We start from the raw sequence: 25,454 nt of genomic DNA, 5'->3' as shown, positions 1-25,454 counted from the left end.
ACGTCAGGCTAACACTACGAGCGGAGCGTCTTCGGGCCGTTCTTGCTCGAGGTCTTCGACTTGCGCTTCGGCGGCGGAGGCTCCGAGGACTTCTTCGCGAGGTACTCGATGAGGTCGATCTTCGTCACGATGCCGACGACGTCCTCGTTGTCGGTGACGATCGCGGCGCGTGCGTCGGCGAGGACGCCCTGCAACAGCTCGATCTTCGTGTCCGGCGTCACGGTCGCGTAGTCGCTCTCGAGCAGCGTCGAGATCGGGGTGCTCTGCGTCTTCGGGCCGGTCACCATGTGGCGGAGGAGATCGACCTCGCTGATGATGCCCTTCAGCTTGCCCTTGTCGACGACGGGGAGCTGGCTGATGCCGAGCTCCTTCAAGGTCACGATGACGTCCTTCACCTTCGCGGTCGACGGCGTCGTGACGATCTTCCGTTTGCTCCGCATGTGCAGGATGTCCGCGACCGTGCCGATCCCGGGCTCGTCCTCGAGGAAGCCGTTCTCGCGCATCCAGTCGTCGTTGAAGATCTTCGAGACGTATTTGCTGCCGCCGTCGGCGAGGAAGACGAGGACCTTGAGCGGGCCCTTGCGTTTCATCGCCCACTTCACCGCGCCCGCGACGGCGGCGCCGCCGGAGCCGCCGACGAAGAGGCCCTCGTCGCGCGTGAGGGCGCGCGTCATCAGGAAGCACTCCTTGTCGTCGACGCGGACGATGTCGTCGAGGATCTTGAGGTTCATCGTCGTCGGGAAGAAGTCCTCGCCGATGCCCTCGACCTTGTACGAGAAGGGCTTCGTGATGCGGCCCGACTTCACGAAGTCGTAGTAGAGCGAGCCGACCGGATCGACGCCGACGCAGAGGAGGCCCGGCTTCTTCTCCTTGAGGTACTTGCCCGTGCCGCTCACGGTGCCGCCGGTGCCCATGCCCGCGACGAACACGTCGAGGTCACCCTTCGTCTGCTTCCAGATCTCGGGACCGGTCCAGAGGTAGTGCGCCTCCGGGTTCGCGGGGTTGTGGTACTGGTTCGCGTAGAAGCTGTTCGGCGTCTCGTCCGCGATGCGGCGCGACACCTTGTAGTAGCTGCGCGGATCGTCGGCGTCGACCGCGGTCGGGCACATGACGACCTTCGCCCCGAAGGCGCGGAGGTTGCTGACCTTCTCCTGGCTCATCTTGTCGGGCATCACGAAGATGCACTTGTAGCCGCGCACGCTCGCGAGGAGCGCGAGCGACGCGCCGGTGTTGCCGCTCGTGGCCTCGACGATGGTGCCGCCTGGCTCGAGCCCTGCCTCCTCCGCGCGGCGGAGCAGGTTCCAGGCGAGCCGGTCCTTGTGACTGCCGCCCGGGTTGAGGTACTCGCACTTCACGTAGATCTCGACGCCCGGGGGCAGGCCTTTCGTGACCTTGTTGAGGCGGACGATCGGCGTGTTGCCCACCGCCTTCGTGATGTCCTCGAGCGCACCGTGCATCATGGGCACCGGGAATAGGACGTTGTTGCTCGTCACAGCAAGCAAGACCCGCCACCTCCTCGCGTGCGTCGTTCTTTTCTGCACTGCGTCGTGCGCGGCGCCGCGAAAGGCACCGGTCCAAAGGCCGCACGTCCCGGTCGCGCCGCTCCTCGTCGTCCGCGACGAGCACCTCACCCTGCGCGAAAATGCGATCCTCGAGCTCCACGCCTACCTCGCCGCCGCCGCACGGGGCGACGCCGACGGTGAAGCGGAGGTCGCGCCCGAGCTCGCGACCGCGCGCGCCGCCTACGCCCGCGCGTTCGCCGGCGACGAAGACGACGCACGCCTCGACGCCGCCACGCGCGCCCTCGCCGCCTGCACGACCGCCGAATGCGCGAAGGCCGCGCTCGACCGCGTCGCCACGACGCCGAGCGACGCCCGCAACTGGGAGAATGCCGGCGGAACGAGCGAAGCAGGGGCGGCGCGCGGCGATGCGCCCTCGCTCGGCGCTGCGTTCGCGAGCGCGGTGCCGGCGTTCGTCGCGCGGCTGTGGGACGAACGCGCCGCGATCGCGTGGACGGCGCTCGAGCGGACCCACGCCGCGTTCGACCCACGCGCCGCGGGCACGCTCCTCATGCTGGCTCGCGACCTCGCAGTGACGTGGCCCGCAGCGAGCGAGTCGGCGACCACAGGCCTCGTCGCCGCGGCGCCCACGAACGCGCGGAGCGAGGCGCCGACCACCAACCTCGCCGCCGCGGCGACGGTCGCGAACGGCAGCGCCACGCCGTCCACCAACCTCGCCGCGGCGGCGGCGGGCGCGAACGGGAGCGGGACGGCGACGGTCGACCTCGTGGCGGCGTCGCCGGCGGCGGGGCGACGCGGGCTCCTCACGCCGCTGCTCGCCGCGCGGGGGGCGTGCTTTGCGGAGCGGCGGGGCGAGAGTGAGAGCGTGCGCAATACACGTATCGTCGACTGCGTCCTCGTGCGGGCGTTGCTCGCGGGGGAGAGCTCGCACCGCGCGGCGCTGGGGGCGCGGCTCTGGACGCTGCTCGTCGTGCACGCCGTCGCGGCGACGATGAGCGCGTTCGAGCCGCGGCACCGCTCCGTCGATCGGCGCGCCGTCACCGCCGTCGAGCCCGCGCTCCTCGAGGTCGTCACCCGCGCGTGGCGGCCCGGTCCCCTCAGCGCGGAGGTCGTCGCGCGTCTGCGCGAGCAAGCTGCTGCTCCGCGTCCCGAGGGCGCCGCGACCTCCCCAGCTCGAACGACCGCGCCGCCCGACAACGCTTCGCGCTGAGGTCGACGCCGATCGCGTCGAGCCCCATCTCGTTCGCGACCGCGAGCACCGCGCCATGACCGCAGTACGGATCGACCACGACGCGCGTCGGCGTGTTCTCGACGAGGTACCGCACCGCGACACGACACGCGGCCTCCCCCATCGCGCGCGGCGACGCCATCGCGCCCGCGTCGGCGAGGACGTCGGGCCCCGGCTGCGAGAGCCCCGCCGTCGCGCCGAAGCAGAGCATGTGCGACCAGCTCGGCCGCCCCGCCGCGATCGTCCCCGGCGGACGGCGGCACACGACCTTGTGCCAGACGAGCGGCACCGCCGCGTCCTCCGCCGCGCGCAACACGAGGTAGCCTTTGTCGATCCACACGCCGCGATGACGGACGTCGCTCTGGTAGAACACCGCGCAGCCGTCGCGCGGGACCCACGCGAGGATCTGCCGCGCCGCCGCGACGAACCACGCGCGCCAGGCGTCGAAAGCGACCGGGAGCTCGGAGACGTCCGGCAGCGAGGTGATCACGCTCGTGCCGGGCTCCGCGGCGTTCTCGGCGAGCCAGACGCGCGCGTCCGCGTTCACGATCCGACGCGAAGTTTCCTCAACGTCGGGGGCTCTGCCCCCGACACCCCCTCTTTCAACGTCGGGGGCTCTGCCCCCGACACCCCCGCCCCAGACACGGCCCTCGCGCTTTGCGCTCGGGGCGCTGCGCGCCCGCTGGGGCGGCCGCTTCTGGGGCCCCTCTTCGACCTTTGCGCTCGGGGCGCTGCGCGGCCGCTTCTGGGGCCCCTCTTCGACCTTTGCGCTCGGGGCGATGCGCGCCCGCTCGGGCGGCCGCTTCTGGGGCCCCTCTTCGACGTCGGTGGGCACGGGCGCGATGGTAGCATCGCGAACATGCGTCTCGGCTGGAGCCTGCTCGTCGTCGCGGCGATCGGCGGGTGCTCGCTGACCGCGCTCGACGGGTTCACCGGCGGAGAGGGCGCCGCGCCGCCCGGGCCCGACGGCAGCGCCGCGTCGTCGTCGTCTTCTTCGTCTTCGAGCACGTCGTCGTCTTCGTCGTCGTCGAGCTCGTCGTCGTCGTCGGGCGAAGCGGGGGGGCCCGACGTCGACGCCGGGAATTGTGCATTCTGCACGAGCTTCGAAGGCACGACGCTCCAGGCGCTCGGCGTCGAGATCACGACCGACGGGCCGGGGAAGCTCGAGATCGACCAGGGCGTGCTGCGCGCTCGCCTCCCGGAGCGCTCCGACGACACGATCTATTTCGTCGCGCTCCACCGCGACGTCTCGAAGACCGCGCGCCGCCTCACGCTCGAAGCCGACGTGAACGTCGACGACGAAGCGCCGTGGACCGGCTTCGGCGGCAACACGGTCCTCCTCGCCGCCGGCGTGCAGGGGTCCGGCGGCGGCATCTGGAACGAGCTGTACCTCGGTGCAAACTACACGAACGTCACCACCGACGACGGCAAGACCCTGCTCTACGACGGCACGCCGTCGCGGATCGCGTTCGACCGGTGGGTCCGCGTGAAGCTCGAGGCCGACTGGACGCCCGGCGCGGGCTGGTTCCGTCTCTACTTCGACGGCGCGCTCGTCGCGTCGCGGAACGACATCGACTACCCCGCCATCGACGACGGCACCTTGCGCGTGATGCTCGGCCTCGGCCGCACGAACGCGCCGACCCCCGCGCTCGACGTTCGCTACGACAACGTCGCCGTCACCTTGCCGTGATCGCGCCGCCGGCCCACCTCGACGAGCTCCTCCAGCGCGCGCGGGCGCTCGAGGGCCGGACCCTCGCCGCCGTCCTCGACTCGCTCGGCCTCCGCGCGTCGACCGATCCGCTCCGCACGAAGGGATCCGCCGGCGAGACGATCGAGCGCGCGCTCGGCGCGAACGGCGGCTCCGCCCGCGTCCACGACTTCCCCCACCTCGGCTGCGAGCTGAAGACGATCCCGGTCACGGCCGAAGGCGCGCCGCTCGAGTCGACCTACGTCTGCACGCTCTCGCTCGCCGACGCCGAGACGCAGGAGTGGGAGTCCTCGTGGGTCCGCGCCAAGCTCGCGCGCGTGCTCTGGGTCCCCCTCGTCGGCGCGCACGGCGTCGCGTGGCAAGAGCGCATCGTCGGCGCGCCGCTGCTATGGGAGCCCAGCGCCGCGCAAGACGACGTGCTCCGCGGCGACTTCGACGACGTCGTCGGCCTCATCGGCATCGGCCGCATCGAGGAGCTCACCGCGCACCGCGGCCGCTGGCTCCAGGTCCGCCCGAAGGCGCGCGACGGCAGCGCACGCACGATCGCGTACGGCGAAGACAACGAGGCGATCGCGACCGTACCGCGCGGCTTCTACCTCCGCGCCCGCTTCACCGGCGCGCTGCTCCGCGACGCCTCCGCGCTCCCGGACTGAGCGACGAGCGACGAGGAGCGATCAAGGACAGACGTCGACCGTCGTCGTGCCGGTGAGACCGTCGCTCGGGAGGCCCGGGTCGCCGAACTTGCCGATGACGACGCCGACCTCGAGCTGGGTGCCGGTCGGCTTCGCGACGAGCACGCCCTCCGTCGCGGCCGGTCGTGCGTACGGCTCGCCTGTCTTCCGGTAGAACTCGGCGCGCGCCGGATCCGTCGACGAGCAGCGGATGCCGTCGCCGGCGACGATGAGACGCACGCCGCGCGTGCCGCCGTCCGCGTTCGCGCACGAGGCCTCTCCCTCCGAGATGTCGACCTCGTAGAAACCCGGCAGCGAGGCGATCGGCCGCGCCCACGACTTCGGCGCGGCGGGAAACTCCGCGCCCCCGACCGAACCGGCAAGTGCGGCGGTAGGGACCGGCGGGGCGTTCGACGACGCGGGGACGCACTTCGGAGGGCCAGCGTCCTCGAGTGGATCGACGACGACCGGCGCGCCGTCCGGATCGGTTGCTGAAATCACGTCCGGCCCCGGGACGACGGGGCTCCCGTTGGCGGGATCGTCTCCGCACGCGAAGATCGCGAAAGGAGCCGCAGAAATGGCGACGAGAAGGCACCCGAGAGCCGCGCGCTGCATCGAGACGAGCTTGCCAAACTCCAGCGTCAGCGTCGAGCGGGCAGCCGGAGACCGTGTTGAGACATGCGGAAATGTAGGATGGTGTCAGGACGACCCACCCCTGCACGACGGTGTGCGTTATCCCCCGACTGGAGCTTTCCTCGATGCGTAGCCCCCAAGTCCTTGCCCTCGGAAGCCTGGTGCTGCTCGCCTGCAGCGCGGGCGCCGGCGATTCATCCGACTCTTCGGAGAGCGCCGTTGGCGGCAACCTCATCGACATCCGCGCGGACAACAACCGCGACGGCGTGATCAGCTTCACCGATCCGACGGAAGACGCGGACGAAGACCAGTGGACCGACAACCACGGCGCGATCTTCCTCGCGAACATCGACGACGACACGCGCCGCTGCCCCAACAACGTCGACGACCTCGCGCTCGCGGCGTGCAACGACGCGGCGGACGAGATCGTCAACGGTCCGGACGACGCGCTCGACCTCGCGCGCATCAAGACGAAGCCGTCCTTCTTCGCGCCGCAGAACCTCCAGGCGACGGTCACGTGGACCGCGGCGGACAAGGTCCGCCTCTTCAAGGTGAAGAGCGACGGCACGTTCCAGGTCGTGCAGTCGGGCTACGCGATGACGACGGAGGACATCCAGCGCGGCCTCGAGCTCGCGATCGAAGGCAAGGACATCCTCCGCGAGCCGAACGGCTGGGACGGCACCGTCGACGTCACCGTCAACGCGTCCGTCGGCGCGCAGACCGACACCGACACGGTCCGCCTCCGCATGGCGCCCCTCGTCGCGTCGAACCACCTCGACGACGGCGTCATGTCGATCGCCTCCGCCGTGCCCGATCGCAACAACCCGAGCCAGCAGGACCCGGGCAACAAGGCGATGACGGACGGCCTCGACGCCGCGCACCTCGCGGCCGGCCTCCCGGAGCCCGGCCTCTTCCAGACGTACGACCGCTGGGCGCAGGACTTCTTCGAGCCCGGCTACATGACGATGCCGGCGAAGGACGGCAAGCAGCAGACGATGCGCGCGAACATGCGCTCGTCGAACATCAACGTGCAGTACCGGCCGAACCCGACCGGCACCGGCTACGTCCCGTTCATCGACCCGCGCAACCCGATCCGCGTCGCGGGCCGCATCGTCTTCGCGCTCCGCGGCAAGGACTCCGCCGGCGTCCAGGCGTTCGACCTCACCCGCCTCAACACGAACCCGAACGACAACGACTCCCTCAACTCGTTCGGCAACATGGAGACCGTCCCGCCGTTCACGCACAACGGCGTGACCTGGCCGGTCGGCCGCATCATCCGCGGCTCGACCGAGAACGCGGACCAGGGCTTCGAGCGCATGCTCCAGGCGCAGAAGGTCCAGAAGCCGATCCGCGTGAACACGGAGTGGCTCCTCGTCGGTCACGTCGACGAGACGCTCTCCTTCGTGAAGGCGAACACGCCGCGCGGCTGGAAGCTCCTCATCAACGACGCGCGCTGGGCGATCCAGATGCTCGAGGACGAGGTCGCGCGCGGCAACGGCGACGTCCCGATGTTCGTCGGCAAGAACTGGCGCGAGCAGGACCCGAGCACCGGCGCCGAGGTCCTCCGCGACGCGAAGATCACGATCAAGGACGTCCTCGCCGACGCGACCGTGATGGCGGCGACGGCGGAGGCGGCGGTCGAGGTCGACGAGCAGGTCCGCATCATCAAGCAGGAGACCGGCCTCACCGACGACGAGATCCTCCGCGCGCCGTTCCTCCACACGCACATGCGCGGCTACTCCGTCGCCTACCACCCGGGCACGGTGAACGGCATCTACATCGGCCCGAAGGACTTCGCCTCGCCGGATCCGCACGGCCCGGTCATCGACGGCAAGGACATCTACAAGGTCGCGCTCGAGCAGGAGCTCGCGACGGTCGACATCAAGACCCACTGGGTCGAAGACTGGGACGGGTACCACATCAACATTGGTGAGGTGCACTGCGGGAGCAACGTGCTCCGCAGCTTCCCGACGAAGACGTGGTGGATGAGCGGCTCGGAGGTCCAGTGATGAAGCTCGTGAAGAAGATGGTGCTCGGCGGACTCTTTGCTCTCGCCATGACCGCAGCCTCCGGCAACGCCTCCGCCGCTCCCAACCGCGGCCTCCTCATCGACACCGCCGTCCTCGCGCCGTCGGCGTCGGTCACGCTCCGGAGCGACATCGACCGCGCGAAGCTCAAGAGCCTCGCGGCGTTCAACGCGGTCAACGAGATCGCGATCCACGCCGACGACCTCGACAAGCAGTCGCGCCGCCCCGGCCTGCCCCTCACGAACGCCTTCAAGGCGCTCGGCCCCGAGGCGCTCATGCCGATGCTCGAGCTGCTCGCGGTCGACAACCACGTCCCCGCCACGACGTCGGCGAGCGCGCGCAAGGCGCTCGAGACCGGCCTCGTCGAGGCGGTCGGCCTCCTCAAGGACCCGAAGGCGCTCCCCGTCCTCACGAGCATCCTCGCGAAGAGCAAGGACCTTACGATGACCTTCGTGACCGCCGACGCGATCGCGAAGCTCGGCAGCGACGACGCCGTCTCCGCCCTCACGAGCTCGCTCAAGGGCGCGGACGCGACGCGCTCGCGCGAGATCCTCCGCGGCCTCGGCTCGGCGCACCGCCTCGCCGCCACGCAGACGATCGCCGGCGCGCTCGACGCGCACCCGGACGCGGACACCGCCGCCGTCCTCGCGCGCGCGCTCGGCCACTCCGCCAACGCCTGGGCCTGGAAGGCGAAGAAGGGCGGCGCGGAGGAGGCTCCCTCGCGTGACGCCGCCGCTCGCTCGCTCATGAAGGCGTACCTCGGCTACGAGGGCGAGGCGCGCAACGCGGCGCTCAAGGCGCTCCTCGTCGTCGACGCGTCGAGCACGATGTCGCTCATCAACAACGCGCGCAAGGGCGCGACCCCGGCGCAGACCGCCGCGCTCGACGACCTCGCGAGCCGCTTCGCGTCGAACCCGGCGCGCTGACGCGAGTCACGACGCGCTCCCGAACCGTCCCGCGCTCGCGAGAGCCGCGGGACGTTTTCGTAGAAGCCGACCGACCTCGCCGCCGACGCGAAGAAGTAGCGCCTACGCGATCCAGTCGGCGGCGGCGACGGTGCCGTGCGTGAGCTCGGGGAAGAGCACGTAGCTCTCGCTCCCCTCGGGGAGCGACGCGTCGCCGGTGAACAGCGCCGCGAGGAGCGGGCGGTCCTCCGGGATCGCCGCCTCCGCGTCCTCCGCGTCGTGCTCGCCGCGATCGATCCGCGCGGCGAAGGCCTCCGTCGTCTCGCCGTCCTTGCGATCGAAGCGGCGGACGCCGGCCGCGCCGCGGACGTGGACGCGCCGCGTGCGCGCCGCCGCCTGCCACCGCGCGAGGTCCCACATCGAGGCGCGCGCGTGCGCGCCGAAGTAGGCGCTGAACGCGGCGCCGATGCGCGCGAGGACGCTCTTCGAGCCGTGCACGGCGTTCATCGAGAACGCGCCCTGCGAGTAGACGTCGATCCAATGGAGGACGTCGTCCGCGAGGTCGACGACGGCGGGGACGAAGACGCCGTTGTCGCCGCCGAGGCCGAAGCGGAGCGCGACCTTGCGCGGATCGAAGTAGGCGCCCTCCGTGTCGTCGCGGAGCATGAAGCCGGCGAACGCGCGCGCGAGCTGGGAGAACGGCATCCCCGCGTACGCGTTCACGACCATCATCGCGTAGCGGATCCCGCTCTCGCGCGCGACGGCGCGATCGAGATCGACGTACTCGCTCGCGCCGTCGGGCCACGGCGCGGACGTGCGATCGCCGGAGCTCCTCGCGACGACCTTCCCCGCGTGATGGAACGTGAGCTCGTAGAACGAGCAGACGCCGACGTAGCAAAAGCTCGCGTCGAAGAACGCGACCGAGAGGTCCACGTCCGTGCGCGCCCCCTTCTCGGGCTCGCACCAGTGGAGGAAGAGCCGCAACGTGTGGCTCGGTGGCAGGGGCACACGCGAGCCGCGCGGGAGCGCGACCGCGGACGGGCTCGCCGTGCGCTCGCCGAACGGCGCGGTCACGTCGCGCAGGCGCTCGTCGATCAGCGCGCAGTCGAAGGGCGGCCGCGTCGCGAAGCGCGCGAGGAGGGTGCTCGTCACGACGTGGAGGGCCGGCGTCACGACGTCGGCGCGGAGCGGCGCGCGCGTGTCGGTGCCGCTCGGGCCGAGCGAGACGGTCGTCTTCGGGAAGAAGACGCGAGCGGGGAGCGGCCGGAGCCGCGTCGGCAAGTGTCCCGCGAGCGCGACGAGGAGCGGGGTCGAGAGCTTGCCCGCGATGCGCTCGAAGCTCTTCACGATCGGGACCGTCGCGCTCGCGTCGTTCGTCGCGCGTGCGCGCGCGTTCGCGATGCGGAGGAGGCGATCGAAGCGGCGGCCGAGCTCGCCGGGGCGCGTCTCGAGGAGGGTCAACGCCTCGTCGAGCTTGCCGCGCGCGAGCGCCCTTTCGACGCGTGACGTCCACGTGCGATGCGCAGGCGCGGGGTTGCCGTTCGGGTCCTTCCCGTGCACGACGAGGAACGCGCGCGCGGTGTTGGGGAAGCGCGAGGCGTACTCGTGGGGGTGCAGGTGCTCGCTGACCCAGGCCCAACGCGAGCGGTGCCGCAACATGTCGTCGGCGAGCGTCTCGAACGGGATGCGCTCGAGGAGGGCGAGCACGGCGCGCCGCATCGGGCGCGGAAGCTTGGCCATCCGCCAGCGTCGCCGCGTCACGCTCACGGTGATGGCGACGTCCGCCCTCCGCCTCCGGCCATCTCGATGCGCGCGGTACTCGTCGATGCGTTCGCGCGTCGGCCCGCGCCAGCGCCGGATCGCGTCGTCGCCGCGCACGAGCTGCCATCCGCGCTCGGGCGCGAGCGACGCGTCGCCACCCGAGAACACGACGAGCATCCGAAGCACGTCGGTCGCGGTCTTCACGTAGCGCTCGGCCACCGGCAAGACGCGCTCCGCCGCGCACCCGGCGACGAGGTCCCCGAAGACGGCGGCGACGTTCTCGCGGAGCGGGATACGCGGCGGGAGCCACTCGAGGAGCGCCTCGCGATAGGTCTTCGTGAACGCCGTGAGCCCCTCGCGATCGCCCGGCGAGAGCGGCTGCTGCCGCGCGCAGAACGACTCGAAGAGCTTCCGCGCGGCGGCGTCGAGGTCCCCCTCTTCGAGGTCGACGCGCACGTAGACGACGTGCTCCTTCGGGATCGACGCGCGGTCCTGCGCGCTCGGCTGGAAGAAGGGCCCTTTCTTCGAGACGTGCTCGCCGCAGATCGGACAGCCGTCGTAGTTGGCGCCGTCGAAGCAGCGCTCGCAGACGACGTGGTAGCAGGGGTCGAGGAGATGGCTCGTCCCGCGCTGACCGCACGTCGGACACGGCTGGCGCATCCCGCCGAAGCAGTACGCGAGCACGCGCTGCCGCCAGAGCGCGTGGGTGTCGGCCGGCACGTCGGCGGGAAAGCTGCGGAAGAGCGGCGTGAACGAGGACGCGCCGAGCTTCGCGTCCTTGCTCCCGGTCGTCTTGAACGCGTGGAGCGTCTCCGTCATCCAGCGCACGGCGGCCGCGAGCTGCTCGTCCGGCAGCGTCGCGAGCCGACGCAGCAACCGATACGACGCCACGTAGCCGAGCGCCGCGAGCTCGAGCTCGAGCGCCTCCATGACGTGGGCGGGCTGCGCGGCGCCGGACTCCTCGACGAAGACCTTCCCGCGTCGGGTGAGGAAGTAGGTGGCGATCGCATCGCGCCGAGCGAGAAACATGTCTCTGGTCCCCACAAAAAGCACCGGGCCGCTCGAGAGCGACCCAGGAGCGAAGGAAATCGACCGAGCTGATCGAATTCGCCGAAGCGAATGGAGAAGGAAGCCCGGGCTGAGCCTTCACCCAAGACCCTACACCAAAGCGCCCATCCCCCAAAGCGACCCGCGGTCGCGACGCCCCAGCGCGAGGTCCCATCGAAAGGGCAAGGACTGGAATCACACAACCGCGACCGACATGTCGCAAGCCGAACGACCGTGAGTGCAGACGTCGCCACCGCGACACGCACGCAGGTCCGCGACACGCACGCAGGCACGACGCGCACGCAGGCACGCGAGCGACAGGCCAGGCACGCGAGCACGCAAGCAGGCGACGCGCACGTGGGCGTCGGCTCCGCGGTGCCGGTGGGCGGGGGCGGCTCGGGCGATGGTGGCGGGGTTGATCCGCCCGCGACGGATCCATTGGTGTGCTCGCGGCGGTGGCGCACGACGGCCGGAACCATCAGGTCGGCGCTCATGCGACTGCCACAGCCGTTCGAGCCGCTCGACGTCGCCGTGCGCGCCGTGCTCCGCCTGCTCGCGTAGAGCAACATCCCTCACCCCACGCATCCGCAAACGCAGACGGCCTACGCACATCCCTCGCGCAACCGCGACCGAGCGCAGAAGGGCTACGCGTGCGGAAGATGGTGGAGCGCCGTCGTTCGTTGCGGGGGCATGCGGTGAAGCGCGGGGCTGGGTTGTGGACTCGGGGATGGAGCCTTGGCTGGGGTGCGGGCGCGATGCGAAGCGGAAAGGCAGATCCTCGCGACGCCGCATACCGAAGGCGTCGCAGCGTGCTGGAGAGTCGTGCACGCCAAAAAAAATCACATGGTCGCCACCCGCGCCCGCATCTACCGCATCGCCCAACAACGGCGGCCGAACGGGGCGCACGACAGCCGAACGGAGCGCCGCAACGCCGACCAGCAGTTCCGCAACGGCGGGGCTGAACGGGGCCCCAGAAGCGGCCGCGACAGCGGGCGCGAAGCGCCCCGAGCGCGCAGCGCGAGGGCCGTGTCTGGGGTGGGGTGTCGGGGCGAAGCCCCGACTATGAAGAGTAAGCTATGCGGATCGTGTTCACGATCGTGTCGATGAGCTCCTGGACCTTCTTCGTGCTCTCCGCCTTTACGACGATGTAGCCGTCGCCTTCGTAGCCTTCGCCTTTTCGGTCGCCGATGCTCGGGATCTTTGCCTCTACGAGCCAGAGGCCGATCTGCTGGTGCGTCTCGCGGAGGCCGCTTACGCCGATGACGCGGCCGTGGCCGACGGAGCGGATGAACGCGGCGCCGGCGGCGTATTTGCGCTCCCATGGGCCGTCGAAGGCGCCGTCGATGACCGCGCGGCCCCACGCGCGATAGACGTCGACGTCGTGCACGAGGCCCGTCATCTGACAGAGCTGCGGGCCCGGCGGGCGCTGCGCGATCTCGCCGATCGCGAGGGAGCCGTCCTTCCGCTGGAACCACTCCATGTGCGTCATCTCCGTCTCGAGGCCGAGCGCCGCGATCGCGGCGACGCCGAGCTTCTTCGCCTCCTCGTAGACCGGGTCGTCGATCTCGCGCGGCAGCACGCACGCCCACTGGATCCATGGGTTCTCGACCGCCTCGAGGCAGCTCGGGTAGTAGCGCGAGAACGAGACCACGCGCGGCTCGCCGTCGATCGTGATCGTCTCCATCGTGTGCTCGGTGCCGACGAGCATCTCCTCGGCGAGGACCGGGAGGTTGGTCGACGCGATCGCGGAGAGGAACTCCTGCTCCGAGCGGACGCGGAAGGTGGCGCGCGAGCCGAGGCCCGCGAGCGGCTTCACGATGATCGGGTAGCCGACCTCGGCGCCGAGCTCGGTCGCGTCGGACGCGCTCGTGATCACCTTGTGGCGCGCGACCGGGAGGCCGGCGGCGCGGAGCGTGTCCTTCATCCGCGCCTTGTCGCGGAACAGCTCCGCCACCTTCGACGACGTGCCCGGCACGCCGAAGTGCTCGCGCACCTGCGCGACGTGCACCGTCATCGCCTCGAGGACGCCGACGATGCGGTACGGATCGCCGTGGCGCTTCTTGAGGATCTCGATCGCCTCGATCGAGTCCTCTACGTTCATCGGCTCGGTGACGCGCACGAAGTCGTGAAAGAGCGCGTCCGCGCCGGGAGGCGGCGTGTGGACGACGCCGAGGAGACGGACATCCTCCATCTTGGAGACCGCCCGGATGAAGCGCAGCGTCGCCTCGGTCGGGAACGGAGAGATGAAGACCACGTTACGCGCCATGCTGTTCTCCCTGCCTCACTTCGCCACGATCACGCCGATGAGCCGCCCGCTCGCGTCGCCGTCGCGACGGTACGAATGAAAGCGCTGTGCTTCGTGCTTCGTGCACCCCGGCACGTCCTCGATCGCGGCGAGGCCCTCGAGCTCTCTGCGCACCGCCTTCCGGAGATCGACGAACGCCTTGTCGCCGGCGGTGCGATCGACGAAGCCGATCTTCGCCGCGACGTCGCTCCCGACCTCGAAGCAGCACGCGCCGATGCACGGGCCGATCGCGGCGAGGAGACGGCTCTTGTCGGCGAAGCGCGCGAGCGCCGCGCCGACGACGCCGGCGACGACGCCCTTCCAACCCGCGTGCACCGCCGCGACCGTCCCCGTCGCCGGATCCGCGAGCAAGACGGGGACGCAGTCCGCGACGCGAACGCCGACCGCGTCGCCCGCCGCCGTCGCGACGAGCGCGTCCGCTTCGCGCGTCGTGTCGGGCGCGCCCGCCGCGTCGACGACCGCGGCGCCGTGCACCTGCGTCGCTTGATGCAGGCGCGCGGGGTCGAACCCCACCACCTCCGCGAGCGCGCGCTGTGGACCGGCGGGCGCACGTAGCAGCGCGAAGTCGCCGAGCGGGCGCGTCGAGAAGCCGTGGCGAAACCCGGCGTCGCGCAGCGTGCTGGCGGTGAGGACGAGGCCGGAGGTCACCATTCCCGTCGTATCACGACGAGCGCGGCTTCGTGGTATCACCGAAGACGCGATGGCGCGCCCTCAGGATCCGTTCATCGGTCGCGACATCCTGAACGGCCAGTTCCAGATCCTGCAGAAGATCGGATCGGGCGGCATGGGCTCCGTCTACAAGGCGCTCCAGCCCGCGATGAACCGCATGGTGGCGGTGAAGATCCTCCACCCCAAGCTCGCGAACCGGAAGGACCTCGTGTCGCGCTTCCGCCGCGAGGCGCGCGCGATGAGCCACCTCACCCACCCCAACACGGTGAAGGTGCTGCTCTACGGCGAGCTCGAGGACGGCTCCCTCTACATCGTCATGGAGTACCTCGACGGCAAGAACCTCAATCAGACGGTTCGCGCCGAAGGTCCGATGCCGCTCCAGCGCGGGCTGCCGATCCTCATCCAGGCGAGCAACGCGCTCGAGGAGGCGCACCGCGCCGGCATCATCCATCGCGACCTCAAGCCCGAGAACATCTTCCTGAGCCAGCAGGGCGGGATGAAGGACTACGCGAAGGTCCTCGACTTCGGGCTCGCGAAGGTGACCGAGCGCGAGATGCGCCCCGGCTCCATCATCCTCACGCAGGAGGGCATGGTCTTCGGCACGCCGGAGTTCATGAGCCCCGAGCAGGCGCAAGGGAAGCCGCTCACGCCCGCGAGCGACATCTACTCGCTCGCGGTGATCCTCTACGAGGTCCTCACCGGCAAGCTGCCGTTCGACGCGAAGAACCCGATGGAGTTCATCCAGCTCCACGTCACCGCGAAGCCGAAGCCGATCAACGAGCGCGTCCCCGGCAAGACGTTCCCGCCGCTCCTCTGGACCGTGCTCGAGAAGGCGCTCGCGAAGAAGTCGGAGGACCGCTACGCGAGCGGCGGCGAGTTCGCGCACGCGCTCCAGGCCGTCCTCAACGGCGCGCACGAGGTGCCGCCCTTCCAGAACGGCCAGGCCGCGCAGCCGATGCTCGGTGCGGCCGGCGCCGCGCCGGTGCTCCCGCAGGCGGGCCCCCCGCAGGGCGCGCCGCCGGCGCCCGCGCCGAACGCGCCGACGCGCACGACGCCGCTCCCCGCGCGGACGCCGAGCCGCTCGAAGGGCCCGAGCGTCGGCCTCCTCATCGGCGTCGCGGCCGCGTTCCTCCTCGTCGGCGCCGCCCTCGCCGCGCTCGTGATGAAGCTCGTCCTCAAGTAGCGCGCGCTACTGGCACGAGTCGTCGTACCACTGCACCTGCTTCTGGATCGCGATGCAGACGTCGGCGCAGGCGGGGGTTCCGTTGCCGCAGGGGCGCGCGCGGAGGTTGCTGGTGCTCGGGGCGCCGCACGACGGGGGGAGCTTCCAGCACGCGCCGCTCGGGCCGATCCCTCCGCACTCGGCCTTGTTCCTTACTTGCATATTGCAAGAGGTTCCACCCGGGCACGTGCTCGGCACGAGCCCGCCGCACCTCACCGCGTTGTCGGCGGGGCACGCGTTGCTGGAGCGGATCGACATGCCGGCGTTCGAGGCGATGCTCGCGTTCCAGTACGTGATGCCGTCGCACCCGCACTGCGGATTGCGCGCGGTGGTCACGACCGCGGCCTTCTGGACGCAGACGCCGCGACCGCAGCTCGCCGAGTCGCAGTAGTAGCCGGCGGGGCACGTGTCGTCCTTCCCCCACTCGCACGTCACCGGCCCGCCCGCGTCGGGGCAGCGGTAGTCGCACTTGCAGCCGCTGCTCGGGATCACCTCGCAGCCCGGCGGCGCCGCGCACGAGGCGCACGCGTCGGGCGTGCCGCCGGTGGAGGTGGTGCTCGAGGTCGACGTGCTGGTCGACGACGTGCTCACGCCGCCCGTCGACGTGCTGCCGGTCGACGTCGAGCCAGCCGCGCCCGACGACGTGCTCGCGTTCTCGATCGGAGCCGGCGCGCCGAGCACGTCGGAGGGATCGTGCCCCGCGCACGCGATCACGAGCGCGGTGAAGATGAAGGACGACCCGAGCACGACGCCAAGCTTGTTGCGCATAAGCTCCTCCCGCCTTCGGTCCAGCCTAGCACGGCCGGGCTAGAAGAAGCGGATCGGGGGGCCGACGTCGACGAGGCGACCGGACGCGAGGAAGCGCGTCGTGAAGGACTTGATCGTGGCGGCCTGCGCGTCGTCGAGGAACACCGCCGCGCCGGTGCGCGAGTAGCTCATGAAGTTGTCCGGCACCGGCGAGTGCGGGTTGCCGAAGAAGTGTCCGAGCTCGTGCGCGAGCACGGTCGGCCCCGCGATCCGAGACACGATGATGAACCGCTTGCCGCCGCGGCCGGTCCAGCAGACGCCGCGGCGGTAGGTGCCGGGATCGTCGACGTCCTCGAGCTCGCGGACGAGGAACACGTCGATCGCCTTCGTCTCGGTGAGCGGGGTGAGCGCGTCGCGATCGGCGCGCGAGTGCATCGCGGCGTGCGGCTCGGCGAGGGGCTTCTCGATCGTCCAGCGGAAGCGCGTCCCGAGCGGGGAAAAGAGGCGGTTCGCCTCCGCGATCTGCGCGTCGACCCACGGATCGTCGACGACACGATCGCCGGCGCCGCCCTCCTTCTTCGCGATCGAGAACGAGAGGCCGAACACGGCGTCGTCCGCGCGCGCGTCGGCGGCGGCGCCGAGGGCGCAGAGGGCGGCGAGCGTTCCGGCGAGGAGCCGCATGGGCGGATGATACCCTGCCGGCGCCTTGCCGAAGCTGCCGCGTCCGCGCCTTCGCTTGATCGAAGAGGTCCACGCCGATCTCGAGAAGTGCACCGCGTGCCCGAAGATGATCGGGCCCGTCGTCCACGGGCCGGCGATGCTCTCGAAGGTGCTGCTCGTCGGCCAGGCGCCGGGCCCGCACGAAGGCGCGCTCGGGCGGCCGTTCGCGTGGACGGCGGGCAAGACGCTCTTCCGCTGGTTCGAGGAGTCGTGCGGCCTCGACGAAGAGGCGTTCCGCGCGCGCATCTACATGGCCGCGGTCGCGCGCTGCTTCCCGGGCAAGGCGTCCGGCGGCGGCGATCGGAGGCCCGATCCCGACGAGGTCATGCGCTGCGGACGCTTCCTCGCGCGGGAGGTGCGGGCGCTCGAGCCGGAGCTCGTCCTCGCGGTGGGCTCGCTCGCGATCAACGTGGTCCTCGGGCCGTACGCGGCGAAGAAGAAGCTCGACGAGCTCGTCGGCGGCGTCGTGCGCGTCGGGTGGCACGGGCACGAGACCGACGTGATCGCGCTGCCGCATCCGAGCGGTGCGTCGCCGTGGCACAAGCTGGAACCCGGCGTCACGCTCCTCCGCCGCGCGCTCGCGGCGGCGGCGGCGCATCCGGCGATGCGCGGGCTGTGATATCCATGCCGCCATGTATTTCCAGGAGCTCATCATCGGGCTGCAGGACTTCTGGGCGAAGCGCGGCTGCCTCATCGTGCAGCCGTACAACTCGGAGGTCGGCGCGGGCACGTACAACCCGGCGACGTTCCTGCGCGCGATCGGCCCCGAGCCCTGGAACGTCGCGTTCGTCGAGCCGTCGCGCCGTCCGACCGACGGCCGCTACGGCGACAACCCGAACCGGCTCCAGCAGTTCCACCAGTACCAGGTGATCCTCAAGCCGGCGCCGATCGACATCCAGGACCAGTACCTCGACTCGCTCTACGCGATCGGGACGAAGCCGAAGGAGCACGACCTCCGCTTCGTCGAGGACGACTGGGAGTCCCCCACCCTCGGCGCGTGGGGGCTCGGCTGGCAGGTGTGGCTCGACGGGCTCGAGATCAGCCAGTTCACGTATTTCCAGCAGGTCGGCGGCATCGACTGCAAGCCGGTCGCGGGTGAGCTCACCTACGGCCTCGAGCGGATGTGCATGTACTTGCAGGACGCCGACAACATCTACGACGTGATGTGGGCGCCCGGCGTCAAGTACGGCGAGGTCGCGAAGCGCGCGGAGTGGGAGTGGTCGACCTACAATTTCGAGCAAGCCGACGTAGCCGCGCATTTCGCTGCATTCGACCAATACGAGAAAGAGGCGAAGCGCCTCCTCGCGCTCTCGGAGGACCCGTTGAAGAAGCTCGTCCTCCCCGCGTACGACTTCGTCGTGAAGGCGGCGCATCAGTTCAACGTGCTCGACGCGCGGGGGGCGATCGGGGTCACCGAGCGCGCGCGCTTCATCGGCCGCGTGCGCGGCATCGCGAAGGCGGTCGCGGAGGCGTACTACGCGCAGCGCGAGGCGCTCGGCTTCCCGCTCCTGAAGACGGCGCCGAGCGCGCAGGCGGCGGAGTGATCATGAAGCTCTTCGTCACGCTCTCCTCGCTCTTGGTCCTCGCCGCGTGCGGCGCGCCGGAGAAGCCCTCGCAGTACCCGCCGCGCGAGCCGGGCTGCGAGGTGCGCATCTTCCCCGAGCAGCCCAGCTACGGCACCGACAACATCGGGCCCGTCTCGGCGAGCTGCGACGAGTCCGTCGCCGACTCCGACTGCATGCGCACGCTGATGGACCAGGCCTGCAAGCTCGGCGCCGACACGGTCTGGGGCGTCAGCGACAAGCCGGAGCTCAAGGACGGCAAGAAGCGCTTCTACGGCCGCGCCGCCCACCAGAAGTAGCGAGAGAAGCGGCGCGCGCGCCTACTCGAGGCACTTGATGAGGGCCTCGCTCGAGGTGGCCTTCATCGCGCACTCGTGCTCCGAGGACTGCACCTCGGAGCGGCAGTTCTTGAACGCGTCGTCGCGGCGGGCCTCGACGCGCTCGCGCTGCCGCTCGGCCGCGATCTCGGCCGCCCCCGCGTCCGGCATGTGCTCCCTCACGACGAGCTCGGCGTAGTGGTCGAGGAGGTCCTCGCACTGCGCCTCCGTCGCTTTGCGCTTCCAGACGAACGCGCCGAGAGCGACGAAAACGAGGAGAGCGGCGACGACGAAGAAAGGGGCACGCGAGCGACGCTCTTCGGTCATCGCAGGCACTTGTCGATTTCTTTACCGGTCTGCGCCTCGTCTGCGCACTTGAGCATGCCGTCGGTGATGCGACGACCGACGCACTTGTCGATGTCCTCGCCTTGGGTGCTGCGGAGGGAGGTCTGACGCTGCTTGATCGACGGCTCGTCGGTGACGCCCTCGGAGCGCATCTGGATCTCGACGTTGCGATCGAAGAAGTGCTCGCAGTCCGCGCGCGTCGCCTTCCGGCCGCAACCGGCGAGGGCGACGACGGCGACGACGACGATGACCCGGTGCATCAGGGCTGACACGCGTAGCACGGCGAGCGCTCCTTCCGGAAGTCCCCAGATACGGGACGCGCCAAGACGGCGAACGAAGCCGGTATTTGCCTGCGGCGACGAGCCCATGGAAAGCGTGCGTGCTACACTTTATTTCGTGTCGAGTAAGACGGCTCGCGCGACCTCGAGCGTCGCCGAGGGCTCCGCTCCCGAGGACTACCTCCGCAAGGCCATGGCGGCGCGAACGGCTCGGTCTCGCGCGCTGTATGCAAGGCGCGGGCTCGCCACGCACGGGTCGATCGACCGGACGACCCACGCGATGCTCCTCCGGCAGCTCTACCTTTCGTTGTTCGAAGGGCGGCGCTTCCGGCAGGCCCATGACGTCGCGCTCCAGGCGCTCGAGCTCGACGTGCTCGCGGACGTCCTGAACCAGGACGCCGCCCGCGCCGCGCTCGCGGACGGCGACCTCGAGAGCGCGCTCGGCCACCTCCGGGCGGCGGCGAGGCGGGGGCCGGCGTCGCGCCGTCCGTTCCACCTCTGGACGCTGGGGAGCGCGCTCTTCCTCGCGAAGCGCTACGACGAGGCGGTCGCCGCGCTCTCGCGCGCCGCGCGGTGGGGGACGAAGGACAAGCCGCTCTATCGCGCGCACCTCGCGCTCGCGCGCCTCGCGGCGGGCGAGTCGCCCGGAACGGCCGAGCTTCAGGAGACGATCAACCAGCTCGCGGAGGCGCCGTGCGGCCAGGGCTACGGCCGCTTCGTCCTCGGCCACCTCGCCTACGCCGCTGGCGAGTGGCCCATCGCGAAGCGCTACCTCGAGGCCTTCCTGAAACGCACCACCGCCTCCCGCCCCGCCCTAGGCATCGCCCTCGAAGGCGAGGTCCGCATGACGAAGGCAACCCTCGCCAAGATGAGCGCAAACTAGCGGCAAGCCGGGCTTGGGGGGCGGCGCCATCGAAGTTGCAGCAAAGCCGGGCCCCAGAAGCGGCCGCGACAGCGGGCGCGCAGCGCCCCGAGCGCGCAGCGCGAGGGCCGTGTCTGGGGCGGGGTGTCGGGGCGGAGCCCCGACGTTGAGTAAGCAAGCCCCCCTTGCCCGTGTGGAAACGGTGGCGGCTTCAAATCGACGGAATACCCCGCGCGGGCCCGAGGTATGAGTCTCGCGCTGAAGGGAGCTGCTAAAGTTCCCCACTGGAGGCCGCCGTGAATCGTCGACTGCTGCAATCCCTGGTGCTCCTGGCGCTGATGCTCCTCCCCGCGATGGCCTTCGCGGCGGGTGCGGCGTGTCTCGACGGCTCGAACACGAGCGAGTTCGACCAGGCGCTCAAGGAGCACGGCGTCGTCTTCGCGCTCGGAGGCGCGTTCGTCGCGGGGCTCCTCACCAGCCTCACGCCATGCGTGTATCCGATGGTGCCGATCACGGTGTCGATCTTCGGCGCGACCGGCGAAAACACGTCGCGCGCGCGCGGGGCGGCGCTGTCGGGGGCGTTCGTCCTCGGGATCGCGGCGCTCTTCACGCCGATGGGGCTCATCTCCGCCAAGACCGGCGCGATGATGGGGCAGGCGCTCTCCAACGTGTACGTCGTGTGCGCGCTCGCGATCGTCTTCGTCGCCCTCGCCTCGTCGATGTTCGGCGCGTTCGAGCTCGCGCTGCCGTCCGGCGTCACGAACAAGCTCTCCACCGTCGGCGGCGTCGGCTACAAGGGCGCCTTCGTCATGGGCCTCGTGATGGGGCTCGTCGCGGCGCCGTGCACGGGCCCGTTCCTCACCGGCATCCTCATCGCGATCGCGCAGACCCAGAACCTCCTCCTCGGCGGCGCCGCGCTCTTCGCGTTCGCGATGGGGCTCGGCGTCATCTTCTTCGTCGCCGGCGCGTTCGGCGCGAACCTCCCCAAGGGCGGCGCCTGGATGATGGGCGTGAAGTGGGTCAGCGGCGTCGGCCTCGCGTACATGGCGTTCTCGTACATCCGCGACAAGTTCGAGGTGATCCGCAAGCTCGTCGACCACCCGGGCTACGCCTTCGGCGCCGCCGCGATCGCGATCTTCGCGGTCGGCGTCGGGCTCGGCCTCGTCCACATCGTCGCGGAGCGCCGCAAGTCGCCGATCGCGCACCTCTCGAAGCGCATGAAGCTGCTCTCGATCGTGCCGGCGGTGGCGGGCGCGGCGATGCTCTTCTCGTGGCTCCCGCTCAACCACGAGCCCGAGGTCGCGACGGGCGACGCGCCGGAGATCACCTGGCTCACGAGCGAGCAGGCGGCGCTCGCGAAGGCGAACGCGGAGAGCAAGCCGGTCGTCATCGACTTCGGCGCAGCGTGGTGCAAGGCCTGCAAGGAGCTCGAGCGCGAGACGTTCCCCGACCAGGCGGTGCGCGCGGAGGCGCGCCGCTACATCGCGCTCCGCGTCGACGCGACCGACGACGAAGACGACGAGATCATCCGGCTCCGCAAGAAGTACGACGTGAAGGGCCTGCCCACCGTCATCTTCCTCGACAAGAGCGGCAAGGAGGTCACGCGCTTCACCGACTTCGTGAAGCCGGACAAGTTCGCCGAGGCGCTCAAGTGCAACGCGAACGCCGCGGGCAAGAGCCCGGAGGCGGTCGGCCTCAACCTGTAGCGCGCCTCACGCGCACGCGGGGGCGCCGCGGTGCGGGACGCCCATGCGCACCGTCGGCGGGCCGTCGGTCCATGCGTGGACGACGCGCGCGAGATCGCGCACCGTCGCGATCCCCTCGAGGTCGCCGACCGGGAACTCGCCTTCGCCGATCTCCTCGAGCCGGAGGACGACCAGCACCAAGTCGAGCGGGTCGAGCCCGAGGTCCTCGTCGAGGCGCTGCGCCTCGTGGACCTCGTCGGGATCGATCTGCAGGTGGAGAGCCAGCGCAAAGACCACCAGCTCCATCGCGTCGTTCTTCATTCGTGCGCTCCTTTCACCGGCCAGGTGGGGGCGTCGCGACGAGGTCGATCATCGGAAACACAAATGCTGACGAACCGTCACTGGTTGCATCGCTCCGAGCCGTCCGCGCACAGGAGCTCGTCGGCGAGCTGGACGACCCGCGAGGACGACGCGCGCGCGCCGGTCGAGTCGACGACCTCGGCCGTGACGGTGACCTTCTTGCCGAGGAAGAGCCGCTTGTCCGGCTGCGGCAACGGAACCCCGTCGGGACCGAGCGCCGACGCGTCGAGCTGGAAGCGGAGGCCGTACACCTTGCAGTAGGACCCCTCGTCGCGATCGAAGGTGAACACCACCGCGAGCGGCGGCACGTTCGGCGGTCCACCTTCGACCACGCCGCTCACGGTCGTCGTCGAGCCCGATTGGCGCAGGTTCTTCATCCGCACCGCCATCCAGATGTGATGGCCGCCCTGCGGTCCCTGCTCGAGGTGGAGGACCTGTCCGTCCGTGAGCGTCGCGTAGTCGGTCTGCCCGGTGCCGAGGATCACCTCCGGCGGCCCCGGCCGCGCAGGCCGACACGCGTCCGGCGGCGGCGCGGTCTCCCAGCCGGGGCCGAAGTCCTCGAGGTCCGGCTCGCCGACCTCGTTCGGCTGGCACGTGCCCGCGATGCACGTGAGCGGCGCCGCGCACGTCACGCCGAGCCGCGGACCGCCGCTCGGATCGGGGAGCGACGCGCAGCGCGGATCGAGACGGAGGCGGAGGAGGCGCGGCGCGCCGGGGGTGATGCGCGCGGTCGCGAGGCGCGAGATGACGGGCTCGCCGCCGCCAGGCGGGAGCGCCTCCGCGAGGGCCTCGACGAGATCGCCGGGCATGCCGTCGACCTCGATCGCGCGCGCGACGACGGTGGAGCGCCCGGGCTCGAGCGCGACGCTCTCCTCCTTCTGCACCGCGCCGTCCTTCTTCACGACGAGACGAAACGAACCGACGTAGCTCCCGAGCTCCGGCGACTGCATGCCGACGACGAGCTTGCCGCTCCCCGGCGGCGGCGAATCGGACGGCCCCCCACACGCCGCGACGACCACGAAGATGGCACACACCGCCCGCACGCCCCTCTGCTTAGCAAACAATCATCACCCAAAGCACGAGCACGGTCGAAGACCGCTCGCCGCCGCCGCCGCTCAGGTTGGCGAAGCGCGTCTTCACGCGGAGACCCCTCTCGCGGGGGTCCGGGGGCGTCGCAGCGCGCGCGCAGCGCGCGCGAAGAACCCCCGGCGGGAGAGCTCGAGAGGGCAGAGCCCTCTCGAACCTGCAACCCTCAGCGCTTCTCGCGGAGGATGATGGCGTGGCGGACGGGGGAGCGTGGGGCGAGGAGCTTCACGCCGCCGTCCTCGCGCCAGGCCACGCCGGTCGAGGGGCCGCCGTCGAGGTTGAGCGCGGACTCGCAGCCTGCGCCGGCGAGGTGCTTCGCGAGCGCGAAGAGCGAGGGGCCCGGGATCTCGCCGTCGTGGCTCCCGCGCACGATGACGACGTCGACGACGCGACCGCCGTCGCGGACGCACAGCGCGCTCCGCTCCGCTCGCTTGCCGTCGTCGCTCTTCACGTTGGCCACGCCGTCGACGACGAGGCGCGGCCGGCACTGCACCGCGAAGTGCGCGCCGCTGTCCGGCACGTCGAAGGTCTCCGCCGCGAAGAGGTGGGCCTCGTCGTCGTCGACGGTGAGCACGCCGCCGGACATCTGCTTCGAGAGGCGCGAGAGCACCGCGCCGTTCGAGACCGCGAGCCCGACCGGCTTGCCGTCGGGGCCGAAGAAGCCGCCGTTGACCGCGAGCTCGCCCTCGGCGCGCTCGAGCACGCCGTCGAGCGCGGTCGTCATCGCGGCGTCCTCGATCCGCAGCTCGAAGCGCGCGAGCGGGAACGACCACGTCCGGACCTCGTAGCGCCGCGCGTCTTCGACGATCGCGCTCGGATCGTCCTGGTCCTCCGCCGCGCCGCCCGCGGCCGACCGCTCCGCGCTCGAAGGCCGGCGCACCGCGCGCTTCGAGAGCACGAACGCCGCGAGCACACCGAGGACGATCGCGACGAAGAGCACGACGCGCGCGCGCGATCGCTTCCGCATCCGGCGCGCTTGCTACTCCAGCCGCTGCGAGACGTCGAGGAGCGCGAGCCGCTACCACGATCGGCGGCGCGCTCCTCCCGCGTGGAGCTACCAGACGTCGACGATCGTCATCTCGCGCAGGGGGCCGGGGCCGCGCAGCGTCTGCGAGCGCATCTCGATCACGTCGCCTTGGGTCTTGCCGAGGAGGGCGCGACCGAGCGGTGACGTGGGCGTGACGACCTGCGCCTCGAGGTCGCCTTCCGCGAGCTGGTAGCCGCCGCCGACGGGCGCGACGAAGAAGACGCTGCGAACGTCGTCGTCGTCCTCGAGCGTGACGACGGCCGCGGCCTGGATCGCCTTGCCCTCGTACGAGACGATCGCCATCGCGTTCGCGAGCTTGATCGATCCCTCGAGCTCGCGGACGCGCGCCGCTTGCGCGCCGGCGAGGTACGACGCCTCGAGCGCCCGCGTGTCCTTGTCGTTCTCCGGCTTCGCCTCCTCGTGCGTCGCGGCCTCGCGCGCGTCCTTCGCCGCGCGACGCATGTTCGCGAGCTCGGCCTCGAGCTTCGCGACGAGCCCGCCGACGAGACGCCCCTTCACCGCGATGCGGTCCGCGCGCTCCACGCGACCATCTTACGGCCGCCCGCGCCCTCGTTACGCGACGCGTTGCCGAGTTCTTGACCCCGAGGCCCGATGCAACTACTTCGGGCGCCATGAGCCGTTTCGTTTCGAGCCTCGTTCGCCGTTTCCGTGGCAAGCGGTGGGGCGCCTGGCTGCCCCCGATCGCCCTCGCTGGCTGCTGACGCGCTGGATCGCTCCCGGTCCATCCCCGCGGATCCAGCTCAGATTC

25 protein-coding genes are annotated in these 25,454 nt (G+C 70.8%); 11 read left to right on the top strand and 14 right to left on the bottom strand.

Features of this window, described 5'->3' with window-relative positions; all coding sequences use genetic code 11:
* Positions 1 to 14: 14 nt before the first annotated feature.
* A complete protein-coding gene (locus KF837_14625; GenBank protein MBX3228552.1) occupies positions 15 to 1,460 on the bottom strand; it encodes a pyridoxal-phosphate dependent enzyme in 1,446 nt (481 codons plus the stop codon).
* 19 nt (positions 1,461 to 1,479) lie between these two features.
* Here KF837_14625 and KF837_14620 point away from each other — a divergent pair, with 19 nt between their 5' ends.
* Complete coding sequence (locus KF837_14620; GenBank protein MBX3228551.1) at positions 1,480 to 2,730, top strand: hypothetical protein; 1,251 nt, start codon at positions 1,480 to 1,482, stop codon at positions 2,728 to 2,730.
* Here the strand turns inward: KF837_14620 and KF837_14615 are convergent.
* Positions 2,618 to 3,295, bottom strand: a complete 678-nt coding sequence (locus tag KF837_14615) for an SAM-dependent methyltransferase (GenBank protein ID MBX3228550.1) — start codon at positions 3,293 to 3,295, stop codon at positions 2,618 to 2,620. The genes KF837_14620 and KF837_14615 overlap by 113 nt on opposite strands.
* Positions 3,296 to 3,607: 312 nt before the next feature.
* Between KF837_14615 and KF837_14610 the strand changes: the two genes are divergently transcribed.
* Both KF837_14610 and mutH read left to right on the top strand, forming a co-directional pair.
* Positions 3,608 to 4,438, top strand: a complete 831-nt coding sequence (locus KF837_14610) for a hypothetical protein (GenBank protein ID MBX3228549.1) — start codon at positions 3,608 to 3,610, stop codon at positions 4,436 to 4,438.
* Entirely contained in the window at positions 4,435 to 5,109 is a 675-nt protein-coding gene (gene mutH, locus KF837_14605; GenBank protein MBX3228548.1) for a DNA mismatch repair endonuclease MutH, read from the top strand. Before KF837_14610 ends, mutH begins: the two co-directional genes overlap by 4 nt.
* Positions 5,110 to 5,130: 21 nt before the next feature.
* Here the strand turns inward: mutH and KF837_14600 are convergent, their stop codons facing one another.
* Positions 5,131 to 5,742 (bottom strand): hypothetical protein, encoded by a 612-nt coding sequence (locus KF837_14600; protein ID MBX3228547.1) that lies wholly within the window; start codon positions 5,740 to 5,742, stop codon positions 5,131 to 5,133.
* A 143-nt stretch (positions 5,743 to 5,885) separates the two neighbouring features.
* Between KF837_14600 and KF837_14595 the strand changes: the two genes are divergently transcribed.
* A complete protein-coding gene (locus KF837_14595; GenBank protein ID MBX3228546.1) occupies positions 5,886 to 7,769 on the top strand; it encodes a hypothetical protein in 1,884 nt (627 codons plus the stop codon).
* Positions 7,769 to 8,713, top strand: a complete 945-nt coding sequence (locus KF837_14590; protein ID MBX3228545.1) for a hypothetical protein — start codon at positions 7,769 to 7,771, stop codon at positions 8,711 to 8,713. Before KF837_14595 ends, KF837_14590 begins: the two co-directional genes overlap by 1 nt.
* Positions 8,714 to 8,815: 102 nt before the next feature.
* Here KF837_14590 and KF837_14585 read toward each other — a convergent pair whose 3' ends face one another.
* The 3 genes from KF837_14585 to KF837_14575 form a co-directional block, all read right to left on the bottom strand.
* Complete coding sequence (locus tag KF837_14585) at positions 8,816 to 11,482, bottom strand: hypothetical protein (GenBank protein MBX3228544.1); 2,667 nt, start codon at positions 11,480 to 11,482, stop codon at positions 8,816 to 8,818.
* A gap of 1,078 nt (positions 11,483 to 12,560) precedes the next feature.
* A complete protein-coding gene (locus KF837_14580) occupies positions 12,561 to 13,766 on the bottom strand; it encodes an ATP-grasp domain-containing protein (protein ID MBX3228543.1) in 1,206 nt (401 codons plus the stop codon).
* A 15-nt stretch (positions 13,767 to 13,781) separates the two neighbouring features.
* Positions 13,782 to 14,456, bottom strand: a complete 675-nt coding sequence (locus tag KF837_14575; protein ID MBX3228542.1) for a laccase domain-containing protein — start codon at positions 14,454 to 14,456, stop codon at positions 13,782 to 13,784.
* 49 nt (positions 14,457 to 14,505) lie between these two features.
* On the opposite strand from KF837_14575, the gene KF837_14570 reads away from it, so the two are divergent.
* Positions 14,506 to 15,657, top strand: a complete 1,152-nt coding sequence (locus KF837_14570) for a serine/threonine protein kinase (protein MBX3228541.1) — start codon at positions 14,506 to 14,508, stop codon at positions 15,655 to 15,657.
* 6 nt (positions 15,658 to 15,663) lie between these two features.
* Here the strand turns inward: KF837_14570 and KF837_14565 are convergent, their stop codons facing one another.
* Together KF837_14565 and KF837_14560 are read right to left on the bottom strand one after the other, a co-directional pair.
* A complete protein-coding gene (locus KF837_14565; GenBank protein MBX3228540.1) occupies positions 15,664 to 16,464 on the bottom strand; it encodes a hypothetical protein in 801 nt (266 codons plus the stop codon).
* A 39-nt stretch (positions 16,465 to 16,503) separates the two neighbouring features.
* Positions 16,504 to 17,124 carry a hypothetical protein gene (locus tag KF837_14560; GenBank protein ID MBX3228539.1) on the bottom strand — a complete coding sequence of 207 codons (621 nt, stop codon included), beginning with the start codon at positions 17,122 to 17,124 and terminating at the stop codon, positions 16,504 to 16,506.
* Positions 17,125 to 17,230: 106 nt separating this feature from the next.
* Between KF837_14560 and KF837_14555 the strand changes: the two genes are divergently transcribed.
* Genes KF837_14555 through KF837_14545 form a run of 3 tightly spaced genes read left to right on the top strand, consistent with a single transcriptional unit; the run spans position 17,231 to position 19,024 of the window.
* Entirely contained in the window at positions 17,231 to 17,782 is a 552-nt protein-coding gene (locus KF837_14555; protein MBX3228538.1) for a uracil-DNA glycosylase, read from the top strand.
* A 13-nt stretch (positions 17,783 to 17,795) separates the two neighbouring features.
* A complete protein-coding gene (gene glyQ / locus KF837_14550) occupies positions 17,796 to 18,707 on the top strand; it encodes a glycine--tRNA ligase subunit alpha (GenBank protein ID MBX3228537.1) in 912 nt (303 codons plus the stop codon).
* Between the two features lie 2 nt (positions 18,708 to 18,709).
* Positions 18,710 to 19,024, top strand: a complete 315-nt coding sequence (locus KF837_14545; protein ID MBX3228536.1) for a hypothetical protein — start codon at positions 18,710 to 18,712, stop codon at positions 19,022 to 19,024.
* Positions 19,025 to 19,045: 21 nt separating this feature from the next.
* On the opposite strand, the gene KF837_14540 is transcribed toward KF837_14545, so the two are convergent.
* Together KF837_14540 and KF837_14535 are read right to left on the bottom strand one after the other, a co-directional pair.
* Entirely contained in the window at positions 19,046 to 19,369 is a 324-nt protein-coding gene (locus KF837_14540; GenBank protein ID MBX3228535.1) for a hypothetical protein, read from the bottom strand.
* Positions 19,366 to 19,647: a hypothetical protein gene (locus KF837_14535; GenBank protein ID MBX3228534.1), complete on the bottom strand. Its 282-nt coding sequence runs from the start codon at positions 19,645 to 19,647 to the stop codon at positions 19,366 to 19,368. The genes KF837_14540 and KF837_14535 overlap by 4 nt, the downstream gene beginning before the upstream one ends.
* A 211-nt stretch (positions 19,648 to 19,858) precedes the next feature.
* On the opposite strand from KF837_14535, the gene KF837_14530 reads away from it, so the two are divergent.
* Together KF837_14530 and KF837_14525 are read left to right on the top strand one after the other, a co-directional pair.
* Entirely contained in the window at positions 19,859 to 20,548 is a 690-nt protein-coding gene (locus KF837_14530) for a tetratricopeptide repeat protein (protein MBX3228533.1), read from the top strand.
* Between the two features lie 302 nt (positions 20,549 to 20,850).
* Positions 20,851 to 22,233, top strand: coding sequence for a thioredoxin family protein (locus KF837_14525; GenBank protein MBX3228532.1), 1,383 nt, complete (start codon positions 20,851 to 20,853; stop codon positions 22,231 to 22,233).
* Positions 22,234 to 22,239: 6 nt separating this feature from the next.
* Here KF837_14525 and KF837_14520 read toward each other — a convergent pair whose 3' ends face one another.
* The 4 genes from KF837_14520 to KF837_14505 form a co-directional block, all read right to left on the bottom strand.
* Entirely contained in the window at positions 22,240 to 22,533 is a 294-nt protein-coding gene (locus tag KF837_14520; GenBank protein MBX3228531.1) for a hypothetical protein, read from the bottom strand.
* 77 nt (positions 22,534 to 22,610) lie between these two features.
* Entirely contained in the window at positions 22,611 to 23,615 is a 1,005-nt protein-coding gene (locus KF837_14515) for a hypothetical protein (GenBank protein ID MBX3228530.1), read from the bottom strand.
* A 209-nt stretch (positions 23,616 to 23,824) separates the two neighbouring features.
* Entirely contained in the window at positions 23,825 to 24,625 is an 801-nt protein-coding gene (locus KF837_14510) for a phosphodiester glycosidase family protein (protein ID MBX3228529.1), read from the bottom strand.
* Positions 24,626 to 24,712: 87 nt separating this feature from the next.
* A complete protein-coding gene (locus KF837_14505) occupies positions 24,713 to 25,228 on the bottom strand; it encodes a GreA/GreB family elongation factor (protein MBX3228528.1) in 516 nt (171 codons plus the stop codon).
* Positions 25,229 to 25,454: the final 226 nt, after the last annotated feature.

The sequence above is a fragment of the Labilithrix sp. genome (assembly GCA_019637155.1).
Taxonomy (GTDB): Bacteria; Myxococcota_A; Polyangia; order Polyangiales; family Polyangiaceae; genus Labilithrix.
Note: the sequence above shows the minus strand (reverse complement) of the source record. Positions and strands in the feature narration are given on the sequence as shown.